24 protein-coding genes and 1 pseudogene are annotated in these 25,659 nt (G+C 58.6%); 8 read left to right on the top strand and 17 right to left on the bottom strand.

Annotated features, from left to right (window positions below; all coding sequences use genetic code 11):
* Nucleotides 1-25: 25 nt before the first annotated feature.
* Both uvrC and uvrY read right to left on the bottom strand, forming a co-directional pair.
* A complete protein-coding gene (uvrC, locus tag V7747_RS11490; RefSeq protein WP_335616174.1) occupies nt 26-1,855 on the bottom strand; it encodes an excinuclease ABC subunit UvrC in 1,830 nt (609 codons plus the stop codon).
* Between the two features lie 2 nt (nt 1,856-1,857).
* On the bottom strand, nt 1,858-2,502 hold the full coding sequence (gene uvrY, locus V7747_RS11495) for a UvrY/SirA/GacA family response regulator transcription factor (protein ID WP_092283689.1): 645 nt from the start codon (nt 2,500-2,502) through the stop codon (nt 1,858-1,860).
* 317 nt (nt 2,503-2,819) lie between these two features.
* Between uvrY and V7747_RS11500 the strand changes: the two genes are divergently transcribed.
* The 3 genes from V7747_RS11500 (at nt 2,820) to V7747_RS11510 (ending at nt 6,900) form a co-directional block, all read left to right on the top strand.
* Complete coding sequence (locus V7747_RS11500) at nt 2,820-4,751, top strand: putative nucleotidyltransferase substrate binding domain-containing protein (protein WP_335616175.1); 1,932 nt, start codon at nt 2,820-2,822, stop codon at nt 4,749-4,751.
* The gene (locus tag V7747_RS11505) at nt 4,748-5,464 is read left to right on the top strand and encodes a 3'-5' exonuclease (RefSeq protein ID WP_335616176.1); all 717 of its coding nucleotides are present in this window, start codon (nt 4,748-4,750) and stop codon (nt 5,462-5,464) included. Before V7747_RS11500 ends, V7747_RS11505 begins: the two co-directional genes overlap by 4 nt.
* Before the next feature lie 155 nt (nt 5,465-5,619).
* On the top strand, nt 5,620-6,900 hold the full coding sequence (locus V7747_RS11510) for an OmpP1/FadL family transporter (RefSeq protein WP_335616177.1): 1,281 nt from the start codon (nt 5,620-5,622) through the stop codon (nt 6,898-6,900).
* Nucleotides 6,901-6,984: 84 nt separating this feature from the next.
* On the opposite strand, the gene V7747_RS11515 is transcribed toward V7747_RS11510, so the two are convergent.
* The 4 genes from V7747_RS11515 to V7747_RS11530 form a co-directional block, all read right to left on the bottom strand.
* Complete coding sequence (locus V7747_RS11515; RefSeq protein ID WP_335616178.1) at nt 6,985-8,754, bottom strand: sodium:solute symporter family protein; 1,770 nt, start codon at nt 8,752-8,754, stop codon at nt 6,985-6,987.
* A 16-nt stretch (nt 8,755-8,770) separates the two neighbouring features.
* Nucleotides 8,771-9,037, bottom strand: coding sequence for a DUF4212 domain-containing protein (locus tag V7747_RS11520; RefSeq protein ID WP_335616179.1), 267 nt, complete (start codon nt 9,035-9,037; stop codon nt 8,771-8,773).
* Between the two features lie 222 nt (nt 9,038-9,259).
* Nucleotides 9,260-11,134, bottom strand: a complete 1,875-nt coding sequence (locus V7747_RS11525; protein WP_335616180.1) for a bifunctional metallophosphatase/5'-nucleotidase — start codon at nt 11,132-11,134, stop codon at nt 9,260-9,262.
* 111 nt (nt 11,135-11,245) lie between these two features.
* On the bottom strand, nt 11,246-13,753 hold the full coding sequence (locus tag V7747_RS11530) for a membrane-bound PQQ-dependent dehydrogenase, glucose/quinate/shikimate family (protein WP_335616181.1): 2,508 nt from the start codon (nt 13,751-13,753) through the stop codon (nt 11,246-11,248).
* Between the two features lie 96 nt (nt 13,754-13,849).
* Between V7747_RS11530 and V7747_RS11535 the strand changes: the two genes are divergently transcribed.
* Complete coding sequence (locus tag V7747_RS11535) at nt 13,850-14,533, top strand: DUF4197 domain-containing protein (RefSeq protein ID WP_335616182.1); 684 nt, start codon at nt 13,850-13,852, stop codon at nt 14,531-14,533.
* A gap of 40 nt (nt 14,534-14,573) precedes the next feature.
* Here V7747_RS11535 and V7747_RS11540 read toward each other — a convergent pair whose 3' ends face one another.
* Together V7747_RS11540 and V7747_RS11545 are read right to left on the bottom strand one after the other, a co-directional pair.
* The gene (locus V7747_RS11540) at nt 14,574-15,875 is read right to left on the bottom strand and encodes a serine hydrolase domain-containing protein (RefSeq protein ID WP_335616183.1); all 1,302 of its coding nucleotides are present in this window, start codon (nt 15,873-15,875) and stop codon (nt 14,574-14,576) included.
* 139 nt (nt 15,876-16,014) lie between these two features.
* Nucleotides 16,015-16,176 (bottom strand): hypothetical protein, encoded by a 162-nt coding sequence (locus V7747_RS11545; protein WP_335616184.1) that lies wholly within the window; start codon nt 16,174-16,176, stop codon nt 16,015-16,017.
* 287 nt (nt 16,177-16,463) lie between these two features.
* Between V7747_RS11545 and V7747_RS11550 the strand changes: the two genes are divergently transcribed.
* Both V7747_RS11550 and V7747_RS11555 read left to right on the top strand, forming a co-directional pair.
* Entirely contained in the window at nt 16,464-16,769 is a 306-nt protein-coding gene (locus V7747_RS11550; RefSeq protein ID WP_335616185.1) for a hypothetical protein, read from the top strand.
* Nucleotides 16,770-16,850: 81 nt separating this feature from the next.
* A complete protein-coding gene (locus V7747_RS11555) occupies nt 16,851-17,474 on the top strand; it encodes a DUF4142 domain-containing protein (protein WP_335616186.1) in 624 nt (207 codons plus the stop codon).
* A 114-nt stretch (nt 17,475-17,588) separates the two neighbouring features.
* Here V7747_RS11555 and V7747_RS11560 read toward each other — a convergent pair whose 3' ends face one another.
* The 4 genes and pseudogenes from V7747_RS11560 to V7747_RS11575 form a co-directional block, all read right to left on the bottom strand.
* Nucleotides 17,589-18,287 (bottom strand): RES family NAD+ phosphorylase, encoded by a 699-nt coding sequence (locus V7747_RS11560; RefSeq protein ID WP_335616187.1) that lies wholly within the window; start codon nt 18,285-18,287, stop codon nt 17,589-17,591.
* Nucleotides 18,281-18,682 carry an antitoxin Xre/MbcA/ParS toxin-binding domain-containing protein gene (locus V7747_RS11565; RefSeq protein WP_092288339.1) on the bottom strand — a complete coding sequence of 134 codons (402 nt, stop codon included), beginning with the start codon at nt 18,680-18,682 and terminating at the stop codon, nt 18,281-18,283. The genes V7747_RS11560 and V7747_RS11565 overlap by 7 nt, the downstream gene beginning before the upstream one ends.
* A gap of 72 nt (nt 18,683-18,754) precedes the next feature.
* Complete coding sequence (locus V7747_RS11570) at nt 18,755-19,369, bottom strand: class I SAM-dependent methyltransferase (protein ID WP_335616306.1); 615 nt, start codon at nt 19,367-19,369, stop codon at nt 18,755-18,757.
* A gap of 48 nt (nt 19,370-19,417) precedes the next feature.
* A pseudogene (locus V7747_RS11575) lies at nt 19,418-19,822 on the bottom strand (DUF1810 domain-containing protein); the annotation flags it as partial.
* 219 nt (nt 19,823-20,041) lie between these two features.
* Here V7747_RS11575 and V7747_RS11580 point away from each other — a divergent pair.
* Nucleotides 20,042-21,250, top strand: a complete 1,209-nt coding sequence (locus V7747_RS11580; RefSeq protein WP_335616188.1) for an HD-GYP domain-containing protein — start codon at nt 20,042-20,044, stop codon at nt 21,248-21,250.
* A 14-nt stretch (nt 21,251-21,264) separates the two neighbouring features.
* Here V7747_RS11580 and V7747_RS11585 read toward each other — a convergent pair whose 3' ends face one another.
* Nucleotides 21,265-22,185: a LysR family transcriptional regulator gene (locus V7747_RS11585; RefSeq protein WP_335616189.1), complete on the bottom strand. Its 921-nt coding sequence runs from the start codon at nt 22,183-22,185 to the stop codon at nt 21,265-21,267.
* Between the two features lie 139 nt (nt 22,186-22,324).
* Here V7747_RS11585 and V7747_RS11590 point away from each other — a divergent pair, with 139 nt between their 5' ends.
* Complete coding sequence (locus V7747_RS11590) at nt 22,325-22,723, top strand: RidA family protein (RefSeq protein WP_335616190.1); 399 nt, start codon at nt 22,325-22,327, stop codon at nt 22,721-22,723.
* 12 nt (nt 22,724-22,735) lie between these two features.
* Here the strand turns inward: V7747_RS11590 and V7747_RS11595 are convergent, their stop codons facing one another.
* The 4 genes from V7747_RS11595 to V7747_RS11610 all read right to left on the bottom strand — a co-directional run bounded on the left by V7747_RS11595 (nt 22,736) and on the right by V7747_RS11610 (nt 25,611).
* On the bottom strand, nt 22,736-23,347 hold the full coding sequence (locus V7747_RS11595) for a LysE family translocator (RefSeq protein ID WP_335616191.1): 612 nt from the start codon (nt 23,345-23,347) through the stop codon (nt 22,736-22,738).
* Between the two features lie 109 nt (nt 23,348-23,456).
* Nucleotides 23,457-24,323, bottom strand: a complete 867-nt coding sequence (locus tag V7747_RS11600) for an alpha/beta hydrolase (RefSeq protein ID WP_335616192.1) — start codon at nt 24,321-24,323, stop codon at nt 23,457-23,459.
* A 281-nt stretch (nt 24,324-24,604) separates the two neighbouring features.
* Nucleotides 24,605-25,192 (bottom strand): glutathione S-transferase family protein, encoded by a 588-nt coding sequence (locus tag V7747_RS11605; protein ID WP_335616193.1) that lies wholly within the window; start codon nt 25,190-25,192, stop codon nt 24,605-24,607.
* Nucleotides 25,189-25,611: a VOC family protein gene (locus V7747_RS11610; protein ID WP_335616194.1), complete on the bottom strand. Its 423-nt coding sequence runs from the start codon at nt 25,609-25,611 to the stop codon at nt 25,189-25,191. The genes V7747_RS11605 and V7747_RS11610 overlap by 4 nt, the downstream gene beginning before the upstream one ends.
* Nucleotides 25,612-25,659 lie beyond the last annotated feature (48 nt).

Here is a 25,659-nt window from a genome sequence, read left to right on the forward strand (position 1 = left end):
AAGCAGCCTCGTTTGAGGGCGCATTCTAATCGCTATGCAGGGCTGCATAAATCTGTTCCGCAAGTTTTTTACTAACGCCCGGTACTTTGGCTACTTCAGCCGTGCTCGCGCGCTTGAGTTCTTGCAGTCCGCCAAAGTGCTTTAGCAGCTCCCTGCGGCGCTTTGGTCCCACACCGGCGATGCCTTCCAGCGAAGAGGTAGTACGCGCCTTGCCGCGACGGGCACGATGTCCGGTAATGGCAAAGCGGTGGGCCTCGTCGCGAATATGCTGGATCAAGTGCAATGCCGGCGAATGCCCGGGCAATACCAACTCGTGATGTGGGTCGTTGAGGAACAGCGTCTCCATGCCAGCCTTGCGGGTAACGCCCTTGGCAACACCGAGCAGGGTGAGGTCGTGGATCGCCAACTCCTGCATGACCTCCATGGCCATTTTCATCTGACCTTTGCCGCCATCAACCAGCAGGATGTCTGGCATCTTGCCCTCGCCTTCCTGGATTCGGCCAAAACGCCGCAACAGCGCCTGACGCATCGCAGCGTAATCATCTCCGGCAGTGACACCTTCGATGTTAAAGCGCCGATAGTCGCTCTTCAGTGGGCCCTCGGGGCCGAACACCACGCAGGACGCCACCGTCGCCTCACCGCTGGAATGGCTGATGTCGTAGCACTCCAGACGTGTCGGTACCTCATCCAGCCCCAGCGCTTCCTGCAGCGACTCGAACCGCGCCTGGATATGCTGACGGTTGGCCAGCAGACTGGCCAACGACTGTTCAGCATTGCTCTGCGCCAGTTCCAGCCAGCGCTTGCGGTTGCCGCGAACCCGGTGGCTGATGTGCAGGTTGCCGCCGCGTGTCTGACTCAGCGCCTGGGCAATGACCGCAAAGTCCTCATGCTCAGCGTTGACGATGATCTCTGAGGGCACTTCTCGCTCGGCGGTACCCAGATAGTATTGAGGCAGGAAGGCGGCGAGCACTTCGCCAGCGTCCTGTTCAATCGGTACGCGCGGGAAATGGTTCTTGGTACCCAGCACACGTCCCTGGCGCACCATCACTACATGCACGCAGGCGCCGCCGGGCGTGACGACGGCCGCGACAATATCAACATCGCCCTGCTCGGTATCCATGCTCTGTTGGTCTTGCACCCGTCGCAGGAGCGCAATCTGGTCGCGTAGCTCGGCGGCGCGTTCGAAGTTCAGCTCGCTTGAGGCCTGCTCCATGGCCTCATTCAGCTCGGTAGCCAACGCGTTGCTGCGTCCCTCCAGAAACATCACCGAATGGCGTACGTCTTCGGCGTACTCGGCCTGGTCCACCAGCCCCACACAGGGCGCCTTGCAGCGCTTGATCTGATATTGCAGACAAGGGCGGGTGCGATTGCGGTAATAACTGTCTTCGCACTGGCGCACCATGAAGGTCTTTTGCAACAGGCTCAGGCTTTCGCGAATCGCGCCGGCGCTTGGGTAGGGCCCAAAGTAACGCCCTTTCGCCCGCTTGGCGCCGCGATGCAGGCCCAGCCGAGGAAAGTCATCGTTGCTCGATAGGAAGACGTAAGGATAAGACTTATCGTCCCGCAGCAGGATGTTGTAGGGCGGCCGGTTGTTCTTGATCAGGCTCTGCTCCAGCAGCAGTGCCTCGGTTTCATTGGCCGTGATGGTGGTGTCGATCTGCGCTATCCGGGCGACCAGCGCTTCCGTCTTGGGACTGAGGCCGGTCTTGCGAAAATAACTGGCCAGGCGTTTCTTCAGGCTTTTTGCCTTGCCCACGTACAACAATTCGCCCTGGGCGTCGAACATGCGGTAAACGCCGGGCTTGTTGCTGGCCGTTGCCAGAAATGCCTTGGGATCGAAGGTGACGTCGGTCATGCTCACTGGTGCAAGGTATCAACCATGCCGTTGCGCACGGCCAACAGCGTCAGCTCGACGTCACTGGTCACACCCAGCTTCTCGAAGATCCGGTAACGGTAGGTGTTCACAGTCTTGGGGCTGAGGCAGAGTTTGTCGGAGATGCTATTGACCTTCTCGCACCCCACGATCATCAGTGCGATCTGAATTTCACGCTCCGACAGACAGTCAAAGGGTGACTCGCCGCCCGGATTGAGGTGCTTGAGCACCAGTAGCTGAGCAATATTGGGGCTGATGTAGCGTTGCCCTGAATGCACCTGTCGAATCGCTGCGACCATTTCTTCCAGTGCAGCGCCTTTGGTCACGTAACCCGCCGCGCCGGCCTGCATCAACCGGGAAGGGAACGGCTCTTCGTTACACACGGTAACCGCAATGACCTTGATATGTTTGTCATGCTGGACCAGCTTGCGGGTCGCTTCGAGGCCGCCGATGCCGGGCATGCGCACATCCATAAGAACTACGTCCGGACGCAGCGCGCGGGCTTGTGTGACGGCTGTTTCGCCACTGTCTGCTTCGCCAACCACGGTAAGGCCGGGCACATCACCCAGCATCCGACTGATGCCCATGCGAACCAGGTCATGGTCATCAACCACCAGTACCTTGATCAAGTCCCACCCCTTGCGCAGAAAACCGTACGTTATTATTCCACCGCATTGTTGCGATGGCGGCATCCTAGCTCATTGCCTTTTCTATAATAGTAGGCGTCGGGAGTCGTGCTTTGAACGGCTAAATCAAAAAGCTGTCCGAACGCGATAATTCAGCCGCCACAATAGCAAAACGACCCGGCAGATGAAACAGCGCCGCATACCGCTTTGCCCCGCACAATCGCACAATCAGACCTGCCTAGCCATACCCAGACTTAGGTAGCATGGGCAGGGAATTTCCATCGAGGCAGACTGATGTCAGATAACAAGGTTGGCCGACAATGACCCGAGAAGACCGTTTTGCGGCGGCCGGCAAGACTGCCGTGATGCAGAACGTACACGGCACCATCAGCTTTCTGCTTGCTTACCCTCCGTTCAATCTGATGGAGCACGCGCACCTGGCCTGGCTGGTGGAGCATGCCCAACTGCGCTTTTATGCCGCGGGTGAACAAATACTGCATCCGCAGGATGGCCCTGCGCGGCAATTCTTTATCGTCAAACAGGGGTTGATCCGTGGCGAGCGCCTGATTGCCGGGCAGCCCACACCGGACACCACCTTTGAAATCAGCACGGGGGAATGCTTTCCACTGGCGGCGCTGATAGGCGAGCGCGCCACCCGCACCGTCCATCTCGCGGGCGAAGACACCTTCTGCCTGACCATCAGCCGCGATGATTTTGTCAGCCTGTTCCGGCGCTCGTTACCCTTTCGCGACTTTGCCTTGCGCGGGGTCAGCAGCCTGCTGGACCAGGTCAATCAGCAGGCACAACAGCAAGCCAGCGACAGTCTGGGCTCGCACTACTCGCTGGACAGCGCACTGGGCGAGCTAACTGGGCGTGCGCCAGTTAGTTGTTCGGCTGAGACGCCGATCCGCGCAGCGGTGAAACTGATGCACCAGGCCAGTGTTGGCAGCATTGTGATCACTGATGCGCAACAGGCGCCGTTGGGCATTTTCACCCTGCGTGACCTGCGCGGTCTGATTGCCGAGGCTGGCGGCGACCTGGAGCAGCCCATCTGTACCGTGATGACGCCCGACCCCAGCCACCTGCCCTCCTCTGCCAGTGCTTTCGATGCGGCCATTGCCATGACCAGCGAGCACATTGCGCATATCTGCCTGGTAGATAACGGTCGACTTACCGGTGTGGTTTCCGAGCGTGACCTGTTCTCACTACAGCGGGTGGATCTGGTACATATGGCGCGCACCCTTCGCGAAGCACCGCGCCTTGAGAGCCTGATCGCGCTGCGCAGCGACATCCGCCGGTTGGTCGACAGCATGTTGGCGCACGGCGCATCCTCGACCCAGGTTACGCGCATCATTACGCTGCTGAACGATCACAGCGTCAGACGCGTAATCGAGATCTGCCTGCAACAGGATGATCCAGGTATTGAATTCAGTTGGCTGTGTTTTGGTAGTGAAGGCCGGCAGGAACAAACCCTGCATACCGACCAGGATAACGGCATTCTTTTCTCTGCTGACTCCCCGTCGCAGGCCGAGCAGGTGCGCGAGCGATTGCTGCCACTGGCTCGCCGGATCAACCAGGCCCTGGCGGAGTGTGGCTTTACCCTGTGCAAGGGCAACATCATGGCGGGCAACCCGCAGCTGTGTTTGTCGGCCAGTGAGTGGGCCGAGCGCTTTTCGCGCATGGTTAACAGCACCACGCCGCAGAACCTTCTGGCTTCCTCGATCTATTTTGATTTTCGGGTAGTTTGGGGCAAAGCCGATGCAGCGGAGCAGATGTTCCAGGCGGTACTCAAGCGCATCGCCAGCAACACGCTATTTCAACAGCAAATGGCACAGAACGCCCTGCTTCATCGCCCGCCAATCGGCCGGCTGCGCGAGTTCATTCTGGCCCGCAGCGGCACTGACAAGGATACGCTCGACCTCAAAGTACAAGGGCTCGGGCCCTTTGTTGATGGAGCGCGCTTGCTGGCACTGGCCAACGGCATAACTGCCAGCAATACACTGACGCGCCTGCAGATGTTGCGCGATGCAGGCGTAATCGAGCCGCTCGACGCCGATGCCTATGTCGAGGCCTATCAATTCATTCAGCTGGTACGTATGCAGCAACACCAACAGCAGGACGCCAGTGGCAAGACGTTGAGTAATCGTATTGATCCTGACCAGTTGAATCACCTGGATCGACGCATCCTGCGCGAATCCTTTCGCCAGGCCAAACGCCTGCAGGCCAGCCTGGCACTGAGGTATAACCTGTGAGCCCCCTTGGGTGGTTGACCAGGCGCCCGTTGCAGGCTCTGAGCGAGAACCAGCAGCAGCGCTGTGCGCAACTACCCAAGCCGCAACGGCTTGACGCCACCCTGTTGGGTGACACGAGGCTGGTGGTGGTGGACCTGGAAACCACTGGTCTGAACGTGCACCGTGACCGGATTCTTTCGGTCGGCGCTGTGGTGATCAGCGATGATTGCATCGATCTGGGCAGCCAGTATGAATGCACGCTATATCGCGAAGACCACAAGGTCACCGAGTCCATTCTGATCCATGGCATCGCGCCCAGTGAAATCGCCCGTGGAGTAGACGCCGCCGACGCGCTGCTGGACTTCATGGATTTCGCCGGCGAGTGCGTGTTCGTTGCCTTCCACGCGGCCTTTGACCAGCGTATGCTGCTGCGCGGGTTACGTCTGGATCTGGGCTACCGGCTGCGGCACAAGTTCATTGATGCTGCAGAGCTGGCTCCTATGCTTTTTCCTGAAGCGAATTTACCGCAAGGCACGCTGGACGATTGGCAGCGTTACTTTCATCTGCACAACAGTCAACGGCACAACGCCGCAGCGGACGCCCTGGCGACCGCTGAAATCATGCTGATCTTGATGGCTCGCGCACGCAGCCAGGGCCTGCTCAGATTGAGTGATCTAAAAAGCCGCTTGAGTCAATGGCGCAGGCTGCGCCAGGCGCGAGTTGGCAGTTTTTGATTGAACTTCGTCTTTTGTCTGCAAACTAACCTGATAAGTCCGATTTTAACTGCCTTTGTGTGGTTTTCTTGCTAGTCAAGTCTGGCACGAAAAGACAATGGCTGTTAATTTGCGCGCCCTTCCAATGACAACGCAACGCGCTGGAGTATCGCCTGATGAAAAAAGCCACCTGGATCAAGGGATCGCTCGCCGTCGCGATTAGCGCCCTGGCCCATCCCGTCCTCGCCAACGGGCTTTCCATTAACGAACAAAGTGCCAGCGGAATGGGTACCGGTTTTGCCGGTCGCTCGTCGTCCGCCGAAGACGCCAGCACCCTGTTTGGCAATCCCGCGGGCATGTCCAAGCTCGATCGTGCCGAGGTCAGTGGCGGCCTGGCGGTGATCAAGGCTAAAACCGACATCAGCGACGCCCGCGGTACTTTCCCCGGCAGCAATGATGGCGACATGGTGCCCCTCTCAGCAGTGCCATTTGGTTACTACGTGACACCGTTGAATGACGACTGGCATTTCGGCGTGGGTGTTTATGCGCCCTTCGGCGTAATCAGTGACTATGAAGACAGTTTCCAGGGGCGATATCACGGGGTGTACAGCAAGGTTCAGGTGGTTACGCTGCAACCCACCCTCAGCTATCGGGTAAATGATCGGTTGTCCGTCGGCTTTGGTCCAACCATCAACCGGATCGACGGCAAGCTCACCAGCGCAGTACCCAATGCACTGGCCCCCGGCGTAGGCGCCGACACCGACGTCAACATCAAGGGTGATGACGTCGGCTATGGTTTCAACGCTGGCGTACTGGTGGATGTTACCGATGCGTTGGCCTGGGGGCTGACCTATCACTCCAAGGTCGATTACAAGCTTGAGGGCCGCACGCGCGTCACTAATGCACCGGTAATTCCGATACCAGGGGTTCCCAGTCTGAACGGCAACTACGACGCCAGCCTCGACTTTACCTCACCAGAGTCAGTGGATACCTCGGTCACTTATCAGTTGAATGACCTGTGGACGCTCTACGCCGGTGCCACTTGGACGCGCTGGAGTCAGTTGCAGGAGATTACCGTTGAAAACAGCGGCGTGCCCGCGTTGTATGCCAGCCAGCTCGGCACGGTTACCGAGGAGCTGAAATGGAAGGATATCTGGTCGTTCGCGGTGGGTGCGGCCTACCAGGTCAACCCCAGCCTGGTTCTGCGTACTGGCTTTACCGTTGACCCATCACCGACCGATGACAACGACCGCACGGCCCGCATCCCGGTTTCGGATCGCAAGATCTTCTCGCTTGGCGCCGGTTGGGACATCAATCAGGATGTGACGCTCGATATGGCCTACTCTTATCTGTACGAAAGCAAGGGTGAGGTCAATTATGACGAGGCGCCTACCTACAATGCTGAGTATCAGAACAGCGCTCACGGCGTGTCCGCCCAGTTGACCTATCGTTTCTGACCGATCGCAACGGCAAGGACGCCGCAAAAAAACGCCCCGAACCAGTCGGGGCGTTTTTCGTTACGTTGCTGACAACCTTGCTGCTTAATGGTCGACAGCGGCTCCGGCACCACGGGGTACGCGGATGTCTTCAATCATATGCTGGATGTGCTCCGGCGGTGCCTTGGTAAAGGACGATACCGCGACCGAGGCAATGAAGTTGAAGATCATGCCCAGCGTACCAATACCCTCGGGCGAGACACCAAACCACCAGTGTTCGGCCGTGTTCAATTCAGGGCTGATGAACTTGAAGAACACGATATAGCCGAAGGTAAAGGTCAGGCCTACCAGCATGCCGGCGATGGCGCCTTCCTTGTTCATCTTCTTGGAGAAAATCCCCATGACGATGACCGGGAAGAACGACGCTGCCGCCAGACCGAAGGCGAAAGCCACTACCTGCGCCACGAACCCCGGGGGGTAAATACCAAACAGGCCGGCAATCGCGATTGCCACACCGGCTGCTACCCGCGCCGCCAGCAGTTCGCCTTTCTCGCTGATGTTGGGTGCGATGTTGCTCTTCAGCAGGTCATGCGAGATGGAGGTGGAGATCACCAGCAGCAAACCTGCGGCCGTAGACAGCGCAGCAGCCAGGCCACCGGCGGCAATCAACGCAATTACCCAGCCTGGCAGTCCGGCAATTTCCGGGTTCGCCAGTACCATGATGTCGCGGTCGACATACAGCTCGGTCGCGGCGTCGGTCGGTGCGTTGCTGAGCAGGCGCTCACCGCTGGCACCGCGCTCACCGGTGAAACTCGGATTACCGACAAAGGGCGCACCCGGTCCATACTGAATCACACCGTCGTTGTTTTTGTCCTGCCAAGCGATCAGGCCGGCGTTCTCCCAGGTTTGCAGCCAGGTGGGTACTTCTTCGTACTGCGCATCCACCACGGTGTTCAGCAAATTGGTACGTGCGAACGCAGCAACGGCCGGCGCAGTGGTGTAGAGAATCGCGATAAAGAGCAGCGCATAACCTGCTGATTTCCTTGCGTCACGTACAGTTGGGGTGGTGAAAAAGCGCACAATTACGTGGGGCAGGCCTGCGGTACCGACCATTAGCGCCATGGTGATAAAGAACACATCAATGGTCGATTTCGAGCCATCGGTATAAGCCCCAAAGCCCAGCTCGGTACCGATACCGTCAAGCCGCTCAATCACCGATTGCCCTGTTCCCGTCACATCACTGCCGAAACCAAACTGCGGTATTGGGTTGCCGGTAATCAGAATGGAGATATAGATGGCCGGCACCATGTAGGCGAAGATCATCACGCAGTACTGCGCCACCTGGGTGTAGGTAATGCCCTTCATGCCGCCCAATACCGCGTAGAAGAACACGATCGCCATACCGATGATGACGCCGGTGGCAATATCGACTTCAAGGTAGCGTGAGAACACGATACCCACGCCGCGCATCTGGCCTGCTACGTAGGTAAAGGAAATGAAGATCACGCAGATCACGGCTACCACCCGGGCAGTCTGGGAGTAGTAACGCTCGCCGACGAAATCCGGCACGGTGAACTTGCCGAACTTGCGCAAGTAAGGCGCCAGACACATGGCCAATAGCACGTAGCCACCGGTCCAGCCCATCAGATAGACGCTACCGTCGTACCCGGCAAAGGCGATAATCCCGGCCATGGAGATGAAGGATGCGGCAGACATCCAGTCCGCGCCGGTAGCCATACCGTTGGCGATGGGGTGTACACCTTTGCTTGCTACGTAGTATTCGCTGGTACTACCGGCGCGAGACCAGAGCGCGATCCCGATGTAGAGCGCGAACGTCGCCCCTACAAAGAGGTAAATCAAGGTTTGCGTATCCATTGCAGGACTCCTGTTCTTATTCTTCGTGGAAGTCGTATTTGCGATCGAGCTTGTTCATCTTCCAGACGTACACGAAGATGAGCACCACGAAGGCATAGATGGAGCCCTGCTGGGCAAACCAGAATCCCAGCGGGAAGCCGAAAAACTGGATGGTGTTGAGTTGATCGACGAACAGGATGCCGGCACCAAAGGATACCGCGAACCAGATGACCAGCAAGATCATCATGAACCGCAGGTTTTCCCGCCAGTAGCCGCGTGCTGCGTCTTCTTTTGACAAGGACATAACTGTCTCCAATTTTTGTTGTTATTACACCCACCAAGGTAGCACCGGGCCCGGTGGTAGGAGACTAAGACTTTGGTAGAGTGCGCCACGCCAAGGCGTCCGTTAAACTTATCTTTAGGCATTAAAAAACCCATATAAGCGCATGATTAAAAAGCACTTATACGGGTTTTTATTGCTGGAAGCTTTATGCCGTTAGACTAAAGCCTCATGCAATCGGCAGGCTCAGTCAGCCAGGGTGCTGCCATTGGCCTTGATCACCTGTTGGTGCGAGTAATCGGCGCGTAGCGGCGGGCTGACCATGCCGGTCTTGAGCAGATAGTCGACCAGGCTCTGGGTGTAGAGCAGGAAGGTATTAGTCGAGCGTCCGTCGTCGGTAACGCTTCCTAAAGCGGTATAACCATCACGCCCTTCCGCGATGAAGTCGTTGGTTACCATCACGTAGGTCTGCGTCGGATTGATCGCCACCCAGTTGCCGCCGGCACCCTTGACCTCAACATTACTGAAGCGCGTACCTTCGGGTTGTGACATATCCAGATCCCAGCGCAGGCCGGCAGCGTAAGGCTGCGAGCCAGTCGACTGGCCATCATCCAGATGGTTGCTGACGGCGTCTTCGAGTGCCTGCACCACCTCCTGTCCGGTGATGTCCAGCTCTACCAGTACATTGGTAAAAGGCAACAGGGTGAACGCGGTGTTGTAGGTGATATCCCTGGCCGGCACTGGAATCCGCACGCCGCCGGCGTTCTGCAGGGCAAAGTCTGCACGCAGACTGGCATCCAGAAAGGCTTCCGCCACCAACTGCGCCGCGTCACTCCCCTTCGCCAGTGTGTTGGCCGCTTCACAGCCCGCGACGCCGGCGCTGCGGTTGGTGCTTTCGCCAGGCACCCGCACCAGGCAGAAGGCTTCATTGGCAAAACCGATGACCTCGGCCTTCTTCTCATCAATGCGGTCTTTATAAGTCGCCAGCACTGCCTCGGCATCAGCATCCTGCTCAGCCACCTGCAGTTCCGGCATCGCCTCGATCATTGCCAGCAGTTCCGCCTGCTCTGCCGCGTTAACCGCTACGAAGTTGCCGGAGCCGTCGTCTTTCTTGAAGCTGTCGCCAATCACCAGCGCAGCCTGCCCTTCGCAGCTGTCTACTCGGCCGCTGGTATCAAAGTTGATGCGCATCAGGCCCATGGCCTTGGCGTATTCCCAAGCCTGACCGATACACACGGTATCACCGTCCAGGTTGGTGGTTTTTGTAGGGTAAGGGCCAGAAGCGCTGTAGCCGATGGCCGTGAAATCACCCAGCAGTGAGTGCGAGTCGCCGCCGATGATAACGTCAACGCCCGACAAGGCTGCCGCCATGGTCTGATCATTCTCATAGCCCTGGTGGGTCAGCAAAATGATGTGATCTACGCCCTGCTCTGTCAGCTCGTCGATCGCCACTTGCGCAGCAGTTACCTCGTCCTCAAATACGGTGGTTTCCAGCGGCCGGGAGGAGTTCTGTGTTTTGCCCTTGATATCGATACCAATAATGCCGACTTTCCGACCATCCACTTCCTTGATGGTATAGGGCTTGATGTAGTCATCCACTGCGGTGTCTGCCAGCGGCGTGCCTAGTGCGGGCTTCACGTTGGCTGCCAGCACTGGCGTCTGGCATGCGTCGGTTGCCAGATAATCAAGAAAGGTCTTCAACCCGGCGTCGCTGTTGTCGAACTCGTGATTACCCAGAGCAAAGGCGTCGAAACAGACCGTATTCATCATGTCTGCGTCGGCTTCACCCTGATAAAAGGTGTAATACAGGGTGCCGGTAATAGCGTCACCGGCATGTAGCTTGATGAGGTTAGGCAGCTCTTCTTCAGCCTGATGGAACAACGATGTGACGCGCGAGAAGCCGCCTAGCTCCACGCGCACCTCTTCACCATCAACCTGTATGCCGGTGTCGCTGAACGGCTCCAGTTGCGAGTGGTGATCGTTGATATGCGCGATATTGAGCTCTAGCCCTTCGCCCTCTTCAACCTGATCGTTGTCATCATTATCGCTGTCACTGTTACAAGCGACCAACGACAGCGACAGCATGACCCCCAACAACCCCTTGCGCGGCAAATCCAGCATGGCAAACGTCCTGTATTTTGACTAAATGGTCAAAATACATTAGCCAGTCGCTGTTACTGGCCAATGGCCGTTTGGTGACGCTCCCGTGACTCGGCCATTGGCAGTGCGCCGTTACTTAGGCAAGGCGTAGGCGATAATCGCATCCCCGGCTTTGGTTCCGGTAGAACCGTGCCCGCCCGCTACCACTACCAGAAACTGGCGGCCATCTGTGCCCAGATAAGTGGAAGGTGTAGCTTGCCCGCCCGCCGGCAAGCGGCTGCGCCAGAGCTCATCACCGGTGCGCAGATCGTAGCCACGTACGTAGTAATCCATGGTGCCGCTGAGGAAAGCCACACCGCCGCGAGTAACGATGGGCCCGCCAATACCTGGCACGCCCATCTTGAACGGCAGCGGAACCGGGGCCAGATCACGCACTGTGCCATTCACGCGCTGGTAGCGGGTTTCACCGGTTGTCAGGTCCACCCCGGCCACATAGCCCCAGGCTGGCTGCTGACACGGCAGGCCTACGGGCGACATGAAGGGCGCCATGCTGGTGGCGTAAGGCGCACCAAAGTTTTCGTTGATGATAGGTTCACCCTCGCTCGTGACCGTGCGGCTGGTACCGTCCGGCCTTGGTACCAGCTTGGAGGTAAACGCCAGGTATACCGGCATGCCAAACAGGATCTGGCGATCCGGATCTACCGCAACGGCGCCCCAGTTAAAAGTACCGAAGTTACCGGGGTAGACCAAGGTGCCCTGTTCCGAAGGTGCGGTATAGCGCCCGCCGTATTTCAACTGCTGAAACTGAATGCGGCAGGCAAGCTGATCAAGCAGAGTCGCCCCCCACATATCCTTGCCGGTGAGCGTCGGCGGATTGAATGAAATCGCTGAGACGGGCTGCGTGGGCGCGGTAAAGTCGCCTTCAGCGGCGCCCTGGGGTACTGGCTCTTCCGTCACAGGCAAGACCGGCTCACCGGTAACGCGATTGAGCACATAGATCTCGCCTTGTTTGGTCGGCGCCACCAAAGCGGGAACACGCTGCCCCTGAATGGTCAGGTCGATCAGACTGGGCTGCGAAGGTACGTCGTAGTCCCACAGATCGTGGTGAACGGTCTGAAACACCCAGGCCACCTCCCCCGTACTGGCGTGCAGGGCCAAGATGGATGAGGAGTATTTTTCTACTGCGGCGCTGCGATTGCCGCCGAACTGATCCGGTGACTGGTTGCCCATCGGCAGGTAAACAATATCCAGCTCGGGATCGTAGCTCGACACACTCCAGGAGTTAGGGGCGTTCTCCGAATAGGTTTCACCCTCGCCGATGGGTGCTGTGGCATCGGGTTTCTTGCTGTCGAAATTCCATACCAAATCGCCGGTGAAGATATCAAAGGCGCGGATCACGCCCGAAGGCGAGGTGGTCGATGCGTTATCGTTCACCGCGCCGCCGACAATGATGACCTTGTCGGTCACTACCGGCGGCGAAGTGGAATAGTAGGAGCCCGGCGTCACGTTGGGCATGTTCGCCCACAGATTTACCGTACCGTCATCGCCGCCAAAACCCGGGCAGATGCTGCCATCTTCTGCGCTGATGGCAATCAGACGGCCATCGGAGGTCGGTATAAACAACCGCTTTTGGCACACACCACGGGCATTGGCGTAACCGGTGTCCCGTCGCACCTGTGGGTTCGGGTCACTCGGTGCGGCCTGCCCCGCAGCCACATTCTGCGCCACCCCGGCTGCTTTGGTGGTTATTTCACGACTACTTGCCTGCAGTCGCTCGGCGTTGCTCATGGTCGCAACAGAGACCACCGATTCAGCCGCTTGCTCACCAGCATCGTGGTAAGACACGCCGCGGCAGGTCATATGCTGTGTAGTAACCGTTGGCGGCTGGCGCAACTGCGGATCAAAGCGCCAGAGCTCTTCGCCGGTGGTCGGGTTGAGGGTGATTACAGTGCCAAAGGGTGTGCACAGGTACATGCGGTCGTCTACCACCAGCGGTGTTACTTCGTAGGTGGTTTCGCCGGGGTCGTCGGCATCGCGAATCTGCCCAGTGTGGTACCGCCACACCTCCTCCAACTCTCCGACGTTACTGGCGGTTATCTGCGTCAGCGGCGAGAAACGCTGGCCAGCCGCGGTGCGGCCGTACGCGTGCCATTCGCCGTCCGGCACGGCGGCGGCCGCTACCTGCTCACTGCTGGCCGAGGCCATGCGCTCCTCACTGAAGGCGCCGTCAATCCCCTGCGGTTGCAACCATGCATAACCTGCCACCCCGGCAGACACCAGCAGCGCCATGCTCAGCAGGCCGGTATAGGCGATCTGGCTAGTGGTAGAGCGCAGATCGCGACGCGCGGCCGGCAATACCAGCAACAGACCCAGAACAAACAACAAGCCGCCGCGCGGCGCCAATGCCCACCAATCGAATCCGACCTCCCACACGGCCCAGCCCAAGGTCCCCAGCAGGGCCACGGCGTAAACCATCAGGCCAATAGCGTGACGTGCGAGCAGCAAGCAGGCTGCCACGCTCATCAGCAGCCCCACCAGCAGGTAGAACCAGCTGCCACCCAGCAGCCCCAGCCAGGCGCCCCCGGCCATGCAGAATAGGCCGCACAACAAAATCAACCAGGCAGTGACGGGGCGAAGCATAGGTGGTCCTCCAGGGAATAGCGGAAAAGTGCCCTCCCAGTGTAGCCGATGGGCTAAGCTTTAGGTCTGTACCCAAGCAAATAACAGAGGCTTGTCATGCCCCGTTCAACGCTTTTCGCTGCACTTTTTACCGCTCTGTTGTCGACCTCCGTCAGCGCCCTGTCGCTGTCTGAGCTCACCCAGCAGGACGCCAGCGCCGGCCTCAAGGATGCACTGACCCAGGGTGCCGAGGTCGCGGTACAGGAGTTAAGTGCGCCTGGTGGTTTCAGTAACAACCCGGATGTACGCATCGAGTTGCCCGGCAACCTGGGCAAGGCGTCGCGCACCATGAAAATGATGGGGATGGGTAGCCAGATTACCCAATTGGAAGACAGCATGAACAAGGCTGCCGAAGCAGCGGTGCCGCAGGCGCAGAGTCTGCTGGTAGGTGCCATCAGCAAGATGAGCGTGCAAGATGCCAAGTCTATCCTGACCGGCCCAGCGGACTCAGCCACCCGCTATCTGGAAACCAGTAGCCGCGATCAGATTCGCGCGCTTTTCTTACCCGTGGTCAAGGATGCAACCGATCAGGTAGGGCTGGCCCAGCAATATAACGCCTTTGCTTCACAGGCCTCCAACTTCGGCGTGGTCGACGCCAAGGATGCGAATATCGAAGGCTATGTGACCGAACGCACCCTGGACGGCCTGTTCGAGATGATGGCTGAGCAGGAAGCAGAGATTCGGAATAACCCCACAGAAGCCGCTACCAGCCTGGCAAAAAAGGTTTTCGGCAGCCTTTGAACACTCTCAGGCACCGCGCGACAGCCGTGCCCGCTTGTTCTCAGCCGCGCAACAAGACGGCTAGCGCCTCCATCACCCGCCGCGTCATCGCGTAGGTAAAGTCATTCGACGCCACCGGGTGAGAGCCCAAACGCACTACGCTCAGTTGCGCTGTCGGGTTCACATGGATCAGCTGGCCGTGCACGCCCATGGCCTCAAACACGCCATCGCTGTTGTGCGACACCCACCAGTGATCGTGGTACGAGTATCCCTCCATCCCTTTGCGGCCAAAGCGCGCAAAGGCGTTACGGTCGCCGCCGCGCTGTATCTCGGCGATGATCTCTTGCGGCACTATCTGCTGTCCGTTGTAGTAACCACCCTGGCGCAGCATCTCGGCAAAGCGTCCAAGGTCCCGCAGCGTGGCATTCAACCCCGCCCCGGCCCATTCAGTACCCTTGCCATCGAGCAGGATGTAAGCGTCCTGTTCAGCGCCCAGCTTGCGCCAGATACGCTCGGTGATCTGCTGCGCCAGGTCCTTGCCGCTGACCCGGCGGATGACCCAGCCGAGCACCTCACTGTGCACCGTGCGATAGGCAAAGTGCTCGCCATGCGGCCGGTCGGCGCCGATCGACGGCAGGTATTCATAGAGGCTAGCGGCGCCTTTCCACTCGGAGGATTGGGTGATACCCGCAGACAGTCCGTAGTGAATAACATCCGAGGTACCGTCGGCGTAGACCTCCGAATACTTCACATCAGCGGTCATATCCAGCACCTGTTGCACGGTGGCGCCAGCCCAGCCGGAACCGGCCAGTTCGGGAACATGTTCGGTCACCAGCGACTGGCCATCGAGTACGCCTTCGTGCATCAGCATATTGGCAATCAGACCCGTAAACGATTTGGTCACCGACCACAGCATGTGCGGGCTAAGTGCATCGTCCATATTGGGGTAAGCCTGATAGATCACTTGGCCCTGGTGAATGATCAACAGCGCATCGGCGTAGGAGCGCTCCAGAAATTCGCTGAAGCTGATGGATTCGCCGTCTTCCATGCTGATGTGCAGAGCGTTGATTTCGGCTTCGCGGTTATTGCCTGCTGCCAGCGCGGATGCGGCACCCGGGCCACGGTCGATCTGCCGCGAAGGGATCAACTCGCGCATGTGTTGAAATGCCCAGCGTACCTTGGGGTAATCGATTAAATACTCGGCGCGGGTGATTTGCTTGTCCGCCGCTGGCGGAAAGCCCTGCATATAACGTAAATCAGCCAGCCTGATAGTGGCTGAGGGTGGATAACTGGGGGCACCTGTCTGCTCCGGTGCACAGACAATACGGGCGTGTCGCGCGGCAAAACCGACTGCATTGAGCATCGTGGTCCAATCCTGTCTTGTTGTTGTGTTAACTAGCTACAACAAGAACCTAATCAGCACCGGTAGCCAATGCAAGCAAAGCACTTGCCGCGCAACAGACAGAATTACTTGCCCATAAACGCAGTGAATACAGCGCCGGTTACTTCTCTTCCTTCACCTGCTTCGCGATTTCGCCCGCATCCACCTTATTCAACTCTTCGCCGGTCACCTCACCTTCCCACTTAGTGTGCGGCACTTCCTCGTCAGGACGCGGCTTGTGCGGGAGATCATTCTCACCTGGATGTTTTTGATCGCTAGACATAACTCATCTCCTATTCGGGCCGTAGAGGGTTGGTTCAGAAAACGCAGGCCCTGATAGTGTGAAAGCGCAGTAGCCAAGAGGTTCATCCGAAATAACAAACCTTGAACTACTACCGGGAGTAACGGCTCTACCGTTAAGCAAGGCCAAGCCCTGCACACCCGACGCCTCAGGAGAATGTGATGGACCCGAAGCTAAAGCTACTCAGTTCAGCGCTATTTTCAGCCGCCCTCGCAAGCAGCTTGCCGGCTGCTGCGACCCAATACGACAACGAGCCTGCAGGCAATAGCATGTCAGGCACACAAGCCGCCGCTGAAAACCGGACAAATGTCGTAGAAAGTGAAACCAGTGATGCGATGGATAACGCGCGCCAGAAGCGACTGGACGCCATCGAAGCCGAGAGCCGCGATCAGCGTGACCGAGGCCCCACTGGGGCCACCGGCACCCGCCCAGGCGCCACGCCAGGCACGGGACCAGGTACCGCACCCGGCACGACACCGGGCACACCCGGCATGGGCAATGGTACCCAGCCTGGCAATACAGCCGGATCCAATGCTGGGCCGCGTCCAGGCTCTGGTGGCACTAACGCACCGTAATTACACAAGAGCGCGGCCGGTAATCGGTTGAGCCGAGTGCAAAGGCGCCTCAGTTGAACGCGCCAAACGGAGGACTACAGCATGAAAAGAATCCCTATAGCCTACGCAACTGCCGCCGCAGTGCTGTGTGGCCTGGCATCGCTGAATAGCCACGCAGCCACTGACGAGCAACCCCACGCGCTCAGTGACGGCAACCAGCAAATGCAACCTGAAGCGCAATCGAGCGACCTGCCCGGTGTCGATGCCGAGCGCTCTGACTACCTGCAGGGCGATGAACTCGAAGCGTTCTTCGAAAAAGCCACCGCCAATAACCTGGCCGCAATCGAAAGCGCAAAAGCGGCACTGCAAGAGGGCTCGCCAGAGATTCGTACCTTTGCTCAGCAACTGCTTGATGATCACACCGCTTTGAACGAGCAACTCACTGCGCTGGCCAAGAACCTGAATATCGAGATTGCCACCGACTCCAGCCTGATTGACCAGGGCAAACAATGGATACTCGAGCGCCGTGATGGTGAGTCCTTTGACGCGGCTTACCTGAATAGTCAGATCACTGAACACCAGCAAAGCATCGAACTATTCAAGGATGCGCAGCAAAGCCGCGATCAAGAGGTCAGCGCGCTGGCGGAGAAAGCCTTGACCAAGCTAGAAAGCCATTTGGAGACGGCGAAAAAGCTATCGCGCGATCGAGCCAACGCCGAGGAATAAGCCTTCGCCCAGATAAAACAGCCCGGCAAACAGCCGGGTTGTTTTACTTGGGGCAGGAACAAATCGTTAGCCAGTCGGGTACTTGCCCTCCCCATCTTGGCTGCGGCGGATCACTTAGCCAATCTGAGTCGACAACTTGTGCACCGCCGCGATCTCGCCGTTCCAGATCATCTCGTAATGCGCCGTCTGCACCACCGAGCTGACCTGTCTGGGCGTAAACAGCCCCCAGCACACAGCCTCCGGCTGGCGTACCGAGTGATACCGCAGCCCGGTTGCGGCGGCCTTTAGCGAGGCACGCCCCAAGGCCCGTGACGCACTGTAATCATCAGGTGCGTAGATCGGATCGCTGCGCGCAATCGTCAGCGCATCCAGCGCTCCGGCCTCATTGAAACGCGTGGTCAGGCCACGGAACACAAAACGCTCATAGCGCAAATCCGGCACCCTGCCCCAATAGGCCTGCTGGTGATACCGCACTTCGGCCAGCGCGGTATCCATGTTATCGGCCAGGTACAGAACGCCAAATGAGCCATCGCTGAAGCGCGAACCATCGGGATTCACATGGGTAAAGGGCGCAGCCGCATAAGAGCAGCCGGGAATGCCGAAGGGAATGTCCTGCCGCGGGATCATCTCCAGGCGCCCGGCCTGATTGGCCAGCCTTGGATTGGTCAGCGCCTGCAGGGCATAAAGCGCCTCAAACTCGTCGGCGCTGGCGACATCATCAAAAATCGCAATGGGCGGGTATTTGGAGTTGATCAGCCGGTAACCGCGTATGTCCGCCGCGGGCAACGCCGGCAAGTTTTGTGCACTTACCACTGGCTGCCCCGCAGCACATCAATGCGTCGGAAGGTTTCATATACCGCGACTATGTCACCACTACCCATCACCTCGAGCGGCGAACGGCCGAGAAAGAAAGGGTTGTGGTTGGGCATACGCATGAAGCCGTACAGATTCTCGGGATTATCGAACACGGTGCGCAGCGCCGCGTGTATGTTCAACACAAAGCTGACGCGGGTCAGTTGATCGCGATCCAGGTTGATGGCGGCAAGCCCATCCTTGCGCTTGGCGCGGGCATAGGTGCTGTGCGAGACGCGCAATATCGCCTCGCCCTGCTCACCCGTCGCACCCCACTTATCAAGGATGGCGACAGCAGCGCGCAGCCCTGTGGCAGAGGTGGTTTTTTCTGGTGCGGCGGCAGTTAAAGTGAGCATGGGCAGAATGTCCGTCTATCATGTATCTACAAACACTACTCTCTGATTATTGTATTTGCAAATACAGGCAACTCAATCTCTTGCGCGGCGGCGCCAAACGCTGGCCAGCCAGGGCTGATGCTCACGCGGAAGTCCTGCCGGACGATAATAGTGTTCAAGCTCGTCGAAGCCTGCGCTCTGCATCAATGTTCGCCAGGTTTCCAGCCGATAGTAGGCGCCATAGCGGTCACCATTCCAGCCTTCCTGGTCCTCACCGCGCGGGTTAGAGCTGAGCATCACACCGCCCGGCTTCAGGCAGTGGTGCAACTGACGCAAGGCAGCGGGCAATGCGCGGCTGGGTATATGGAACAGCGTCGCGTTGGCAAAGACTCCGTCGAAGCGCTGCGCCGGTAAATCCAGCGCCAGAAAATCCTGCTGCCAGACCTCACAGCCGCTATCGGCGCGCGCCATCTGCACAAAGCGTTCGCAGCCATCCAGCCCGACCGCCACATGGCCCAGCGCGGTGAACGTGCGCAGGTCGCGACCAGGGCCGCAGCCCACATCCAGAATGTGCCAGGGCCCGGGCGCCTGTATATGCCGCAGCAGGGCTTCTATATTTTGGCTTACGTCGTGATCTTGCGTACCTTCGCGAAAACCCTCGGCGTTCTGCTCGTAGTGCGCCAGGGTCTGACGCGCCGCCAGCGCCAGTGCATCCTCCGCTGGCTCAGGCAACCGCGCCGCGCCCAGCAAGTCGAGCGTTCGCTGATCTGCCTGCCCGGCATAAAAGGCCTGCAACACCTGGGTAAAAAAGCGCTCGCCCGGCGCAGCCAGTGCAAACAACGTCATGCTGGAGCGCAGCTTGAGATCATCCGGCGTCCCCAGGATGTGCCTTGCCGAGCACTCGCGCCAAGCCAGCAACGCCTGCGCGCAAGTATGCAGGCGCGGCCCCAACACGGGGTGCGCCAGATAGGCGCGTGCCTCGTCCAGGTTGGCGATAGCGTAGCGCCGGGCCAGCTCGCTGTGTCCAAGCCCAGCCAGTTGAGGAAAGACAAACCACATCCAGTGCGAAGTCTTGCGGCCAGCATGCAGTTCGGTCAACGCGGTGGCGAAGGTGGTGGCCTGGGCGTCGATGAAACGGTGCAGGTGGTAGGGGTCAGACATCCTTGCAGTCTCCTTGCGAAGTGGCGTTAGCTGGGACGGCCAGAAACAAATAGATGTTCCGCGCCAGCCTTGCCCAAGCAGTTGAATCGGTTGACCACAGGTTGCGGGTTGGCCGCCAAAGCCACAAGCAAAACGACAGGTTATGGTTTATAAATAATAAAAAAGCGCCGCTGCCCCTGATTGAGATTACCCATGCCAGACAACAGCAGAACGGACCGCATGAAAATCGATGTTGCCCAGCTCACCATCGGCATGTACGTGAGCGAGCTGGATCGCCCCTGGACCGAGACCAGCTTTGTGTTTCAAGGCTTCCGCATTCGCCAGCAGCAGGAAGTCCGACTGCTGCAACAGATATGCAAGCACGTTTGGGTGGATTCCCGTCGCAGTGTGGGCGTGAAACAGCAGGTGATCGAGAACCATGCTGAAGCGCCCGGGTTAGAACCCATTGTGGCCAAGGTCGAGTTCAATCAGGAAATGCAGCAGGCCTCGCCAGTCTGGCACAAGGCCCATGACGAATCACTGCGCATTCTGGAGGCAGTGCGTCTGGGCCAGGAACTGGACGTTGCGGCGGTCAAGACCGTGGTCAAGGAGTGCGTACAGAGCATATTGCGTAACCCGGCTGCCATGCTTTGGCTGGCCCGCATCAAAAATAGTGACCACTACACCGCTGAACACTCGCTGCGAGTATCCATCCTCGCCATTGCCTTGGGTAGAGAGATCGGCCTGGCTGAGTACCAGCTTGAGCAGATCGGCGTTTGCGGCATGCTGCACGATGTTGGCAAGATCAAGGTGCCGAATGAAATATTGAACAAACCCGGCGCCCTTACTGCAGACGAGCTGCGCATTATGCAGAGCCACGCCAACGAAGGCCGCCGGCTGCTGATGAGCAATCAGCAGGTCACACCGGCCACCGTAGATGTCGCCTACTCCCACCACGAGAGGCTGGATGGCAAGGGCTACCCGCGCGGGCTGGATGCCGCGCGTATCCCCTACTTCGCCAAAATCATTGCCGTGGTCGATGCCTACGATGCCATCAACAGCGACCGTATTTACAGCAAGGGCAAATCGAGCCTTGAATCGCTCAGAATCCTGCTTGAATCGGTAAACAGTCATTTTGATGAAGAGATCGTAGGCCATTTTGTGCGCCTGATCGGCATTTACCCAGCGGGCGAGATTGTCGAGCTGAGCAACGGTGAGGTCGGCATCATCATCGGTTGCTCCACCACCAGCAAGCTGAAGCCGAAAATCATGCGGGTGCTGAATGCCAACAAGCAGCTCTGTAAAGAGCGCGTAATCGACCTGGCCACCACCACCGTTGATGCCAACGGCAAGCCTTTGCGCGTCAAGGAGGTGCACAGCAGCGGCGCCTTCGGGATTGATATAGAAGCCTACCGACGCAAGGGGCTGCTGATTCCAGCACATGTGTGAGTCGTAGTCGAAGCTCAGTCAGGGTGCGATACTGGCGCGTGCCTCGCCATGAGGTCTGCCACCCAATAAATAAACACGCGCAGCTTCAGGCTGATATGCCGGTTAGGTGGATAGGCCACATAAAGCGGCATCGACTCCAGCATCCAATCCTCGAATAATTGCACCAGCTCTCCGCTTGCCTCGTGGGTTGCAGACATGTATTTGGGCAACCAGAGAATACCGAGCCCGGCCAAACCCGCTGCCAGATAAGCGTTGCCATCGTCCACGGCCAATTGGTACTGCCCTTTTATTTGCAAGCGCTCCCCCTCTTTGTACATGGCATAGGGTACCGCTCGCCCGGTGCGCGCCCAGAGAAAACCGACAGTACGGTGCGCCGAGTTCTCCAACTCCAAAGGGTGAGCAGGCCAACCAAGACGTTCAAGGTAGGCCGGGGCGGCAAACACCCCTAGTTGCAGATCGCCCACGCGGCGCGCCATCAACGACATATCCGTCAGCTCACCGCCGCGCACTACGCAATCGACGTTCTCATCAATGATGTCGACAATACGATCACTTACACCCATATCGATCTGAATGTCCGGGTAGCGCGCATAGAACGAGGGCAGCGCGGGGACCAACAGTAATCGCGCCAGCGGGCTGGGTACGTCGACCCGTAGCCGCCCTCGCGGGACTACCGCGGCGCCCGACAAGCTGGCCTCCGCGTCGTGCATCTCCGCCAGCAGGCGTATCACCCGCTCGTAGTAGAGCGCGCCGTCGGCGGTCACATTGACCTTGCGCGTAGTGCGGTTGAGCAGTTTTACCCGCAGCCGCGCTTCCAACTGCTGTATCAGCTGGGTGACGGTCGTTTTGCTCATATGCAGAGTTTCCGCTGCCTTGGTAAAGCTGCCTGCCTCTACCACTCGGGCAAACGCCTGCATCGCATCAAACCGGTCCATTAACGCCCTTATTGCCTTGGATTGTTTGGGAATCACAAACAGTGCTGATTACTGTTGCGCGTTTATCGTCTGCGCACAAGCGCCTAGAGTTTCCTCTTCGGGCTCACGCAGCCCTGAGCAAACCAACGAAGAGGTAGTCATGAGCAAGCGCGACGTAGTCTTCCCCGCCGGGCGCCACGCCCTGTACGAGCAACACCATTACTCACCGGCCATCCGCTCTAACGGTTTTCTGTTCGTCTCCGGGCAGGTGGGCAGCAGAGCAGATGGTAGCCCCGAGCCGGAGCTGCTGGACCAGGTAGCCCTGGCCTTCAAGAACCTCAACGGCATTCTGGACGCCGCCGGCAGCAGCTTTGCCGATGTGGTAGACGTCACCGTGTTTATTGTCGATCCGCACTCGCGCTTTGAAAGCGTCTGGCCCACGGTGGTAAAAAATCACTGGGGCGAAGCGCCCTACCCCAACATCACCTGTGTGGGCGTAACCTGGCTGGCCGGGTTTGATTTTGAGATCAAGGTGATCGCCAAACTGCCAGAGGCTTGAACCGGCAATGCGCTAACCACGCAACGGCAGCGCTACCCCGATGGCGATGAAAATAGCCCCGCAACCCTGATTGAAGCGCCGCCCCACCCTGGCTAGCCACAAGCTGATACGGCTGGCCAGGCTGGCGACCAGCAGCTCTACGCTTAATTCAACCACCGCGAAGGTACCCGCCAGCACGGCAAACTGCACAAGCAGACTACGGGCCGGATCAATAAACTGAGGCAGAAACGCGACAAAGAACAAAATTACCTTGGGGTTGCTGACCGCAGCCAGCGCGCCCTGGCGAAATAGCAACGGCGCAGACCTTGGTGCCGCCGCTGCCTGGCTGGTTACCCCTATGGGAGGCGAGCGCCAGAGCTGAATGCCCAGCCACACCAGATAGGCGCCGCCCAGCCATTTCAGCGTGGTCAGCCAAAACAGCGACGCCTTGAGTAGCGCCCCTATGCCAAACATCGACAACGCGATGATTACAACGAAACCCAGGCAGCCGCCCAGAATCGTGTAGAGCGTCTTGCGCCAGCCATAGAGCGCGCCATGCGACAACGCCAACAAGCCGTTTGGCCCCGGAGACAGAGACAGGCCAATGACCGCCAGCAGGTAGATCAACCAGGTTTGCAGTGCCATGGCCAGTTGTAGCTCCAGGATTGCGCACAGGCGCGATTAGTTGGTTTTATCTTGCAAAGGTAAGCCAGCGGCTGCCCGCGATGTCAGCCGCCCGGGCGCGGCCAGTTGGTCATTCACCCTGCGCCAGCGCATCGACTACCGCGCTGATGGCCGTGGGCTTCAATGTCAGCCCTATGTGGTTAACGCCATCCACGATGGTCACCGGCACTGGCTGATTAGCCGCGCGGAACACCTCATCAAAGCGCTGCGCTTGGAACATTTCATCCTGCTCACCCACGAGCACTCGGGTTGGCTGGCGTAGGTGGCGTACGGCCTCGCTGTAATCGGCCTGCGGACGATAATTCTGCGCCAGATTGAAAGAGTATTCCGGGGTCAAGAGTTGCCGCGCATCATCGCTCAATGCATAGCTGATAACGGGCAGGTGATTGAACCGGTGAATCCCCAGCTGATTCAAAATCGACAGTGCCACGTAACGTGGCACGCCCACTTTGACCCAGCCGCCGCTGTTAGCGCGATAGGTCGGCGCATCCTGGCTGATGAACGGAGCAAGCAGCACGTAACGGTCAAACAGATCCGCGCGCTCGCTACCGGCCACGCGCAGGGCAAATCCGCCACCGGATGAAAAGCCAATCAGCGTTACCGGCTCGGCGGGTTTCACTGCGGCAACAAAGTCCTGCAGGTCGTGCTCGAGTTGCCCCACATAGGCGATATCGCCCTTTTCACCCGAACTGCCATGCCCGCGCACATCGAGGGAATGCACCTCCAGCCCTGCCACCGAGAGTGCTTCGGCCAGCACGTGCATGCTGCGGCTGTCAGCCGAGGAGCCGTGCAACAATACGGCACTGCCGCTGGACTCACCTTGTGCGGCGCTATAGCGCCGAAACGCCAGGCTCTCGCCATCGCGTGCGGGATAGTATTCAAGCTTGGGCAATCCGGAATAATCCACCGCCCTGAAGGGGTCGTTTACCGAAGACATAACAGCCGGTGCTGAAGGGCCGCCAAAAGCAACCGCCAGGGTAATTGCCCCAACAAAAAGCGTTAAACCAATAACGAGTGCGCGTAACAGATGCTTTTTCATGTTCATCCCTGTGTTTAGTCCGCCAAGTCCATGCTGTGGCACTTTATCACGCGCCTGTTACGGGGCTAGAGACCCTCTTTACTTGCGGCAGCGCACTGACAGCAGGTTGCGCCTGGCGCCATGCCAACCAAAACGCAATCATACCCCCACGCCGCTGCCAACCGCACTGGCAGCAGCGCTCAAGGTTTGGCCAGATACCCCGGCAGTGCCTCTACCCTTGCCAGCCAACTCAGGATGTTGTGATAGGGCGCAAGATCCACATCACCCTCCGGGGCCAATGCCACATAAGGGTAGACCGCGCACTCGGCAATGGTCGGCCGCCCCATTGCCAACCATTCATGCTGCGCAAGGTGCGCGTCCAGGATCGGCAGTATCACCGCGGCTCTGGCCAGGGCTGCCGATTTATCCAGATCATTGCCGAACCGGCTAACCAGCCGAGCTGCACACAGGCTGTGCTCCACCTCGTTACCGGCAAACGACAACCACTGCATGATCTCCGCCTGGCCCTGCGCATGCGCCGGCCACCAGGCCAAGCCGCCATACTGGCCAGCCAGATAGACCAGAATGGCCTGCGAATCACGCAGCACCAGATCACCATCGTGCAATATCGGTAGCTGGCACAGCGGGTTGAGGTCCGACAGCGGCGGCTGCTTGTGTTCACCGTTGGCAAAATCGACCGCGACCAAATCAAGCTCAATATTGCTCAGCGCAGCCAACAACCGCACCTTGTAGCAGTTGCCCGACGGCTCCAGATCGTACAGTTTCATTGTGCGTCTCCCTTTACCAATTGGTTGAACTCAAGAACGTTCCCGTCCGGGTCACGGATAAACAGCGCGATACGCCGAGGGCCGATGTGATGCGGGCCTTCAGTAATGGCGATGTCCTGCTCTGCCAGCCAGGCTTGCAGTGCTTGCAGGTCATCAACAATGAAGGCTGGGTGGGTAATGCCGGGCAGTTTCACTGGCTCATCCAGCAGCACATTGTTGGCCCTGCGTGTGCCGTTGAAGATCAGGTTGATGCGCACGCCCGCGGCGGTGATCATCTCGTTGGCCTCGAACTGCGCAAAGCTGGCGCTCTCTACGAAACCCAGCGCCTGATAAAAAGCCATGGCGCGGCTTTTATCACTGACTCGAATTCCGATATGGTCATAGGCCTGAATACGCGCCGGGTTGATTGCATGATTCATGGTGAACACTCCCGTGGTCGTCGGTAGCCATAGTGTCCGCCTAGCCCG

This window comes from Halopseudomonas sp. (genome assembly GCF_036960865.1).
Taxonomy (GTDB): Bacteria; Pseudomonadota; Gammaproteobacteria; order Pseudomonadales; family Pseudomonadaceae; genus Halopseudomonas.

Bases quoted from the DNA above. Each gene is read 5' to 3' on its own strand.
- uvrC (WP_335616174.1), bottom strand. From the start codon at position 1,855: ATGACCGACGTCACCTTCGATCCCAAGGCATTTCTGGCAACGGCCAGC.
- V7747_RS11500 (WP_335616175.1), top strand. From the start codon at position 2,820: ATGACCCGAGAAGACCGTTTTGCGGCGGCCGGCAAGACTGCCGTGATG.
- V7747_RS11510 (WP_335616177.1), top strand. From the start codon at position 5,620: ATGAAAAAAGCCACCTGGATCAAGGGATCGCTCGCCGTCGCGATTAGC.
- V7747_RS11515 (WP_335616178.1), bottom strand. From the start codon at position 8,754: ATGGATACGCAAACCTTGATTTACCTCTTTGTAGGGGCGACGTTCGCG.
- V7747_RS11520 (WP_335616179.1), bottom strand. From the start codon at position 9,037: ATGTCCTTGTCAAAAGAAGACGCAGCACGCGGCTACTGGCGGGAAAAC.
- V7747_RS11525 (WP_335616180.1), bottom strand. From the start codon at position 11,134: ATGCTGGATTTGCCGCGCAAGGGGTTGTTGGGGGTCATGCTGTCGCTG.
- V7747_RS11530 (WP_335616181.1), bottom strand. From the start codon at position 13,753: ATGCTTCGCCCCGTCACTGCCTGGTTGATTTTGTTGTGCGGCCTATTC.
- V7747_RS11535 (WP_335616182.1), top strand. From the start codon at position 13,850: ATGCCCCGTTCAACGCTTTTCGCTGCACTTTTTACCGCTCTGTTGTCG.
- V7747_RS11540 (WP_335616183.1), bottom strand. From the start codon at position 15,875: ATGCTCAATGCAGTCGGTTTTGCCGCGCGACACGCCCGTATTGTCTGT.
- V7747_RS11545 (WP_335616184.1), bottom strand. From the start codon at position 16,176: ATGTCTAGCGATCAAAAACATCCAGGTGAGAATGATCTCCCGCACAAG.
- V7747_RS11550 (WP_335616185.1), top strand. From the start codon at position 16,464: ATGTCAGGCACACAAGCCGCCGCTGAAAACCGGACAAATGTCGTAGAA.
- V7747_RS11555 (WP_335616186.1), top strand. From the start codon at position 16,851: ATGAAAAGAATCCCTATAGCCTACGCAACTGCCGCCGCAGTGCTGTGT.
- V7747_RS11565 (WP_092288339.1), bottom strand. From the start codon at position 18,682: ATGCTCACTTTAACTGCCGCCGCACCAGAAAAAACCACCTCTGCCACA.
- V7747_RS11580 (WP_335616188.1), top strand. From the start codon at position 20,042: ATGAAAATCGATGTTGCCCAGCTCACCATCGGCATGTACGTGAGCGAG.
- V7747_RS11585 (WP_335616189.1), bottom strand. From the start codon at position 22,185: ATGGACCGGTTTGATGCGATGCAGGCGTTTGCCCGAGTGGTAGAGGCA.
- V7747_RS11590 (WP_335616190.1), top strand. From the start codon at position 22,325: ATGAGCAAGCGCGACGTAGTCTTCCCCGCCGGGCGCCACGCCCTGTAC.
- V7747_RS11595 (WP_335616191.1), bottom strand. From the start codon at position 23,347: ATGGCACTGCAAACCTGGTTGATCTACCTGCTGGCGGTCATTGGCCTG.
- V7747_RS11600 (WP_335616192.1), bottom strand. From the start codon at position 24,323: ATGTCTTCGGTAAACGACCCCTTCAGGGCGGTGGATTATTCCGGATTG.
- V7747_RS11605 (WP_335616193.1), bottom strand. From the start codon at position 25,192: ATGAAACTGTACGATCTGGAGCCGTCGGGCAACTGCTACAAGGTGCGG.
- V7747_RS11610 (WP_335616194.1), bottom strand. From the start codon at position 25,611: ATGAATCATGCAATCAACCCGGCGCGTATTCAGGCCTATGACCATATC.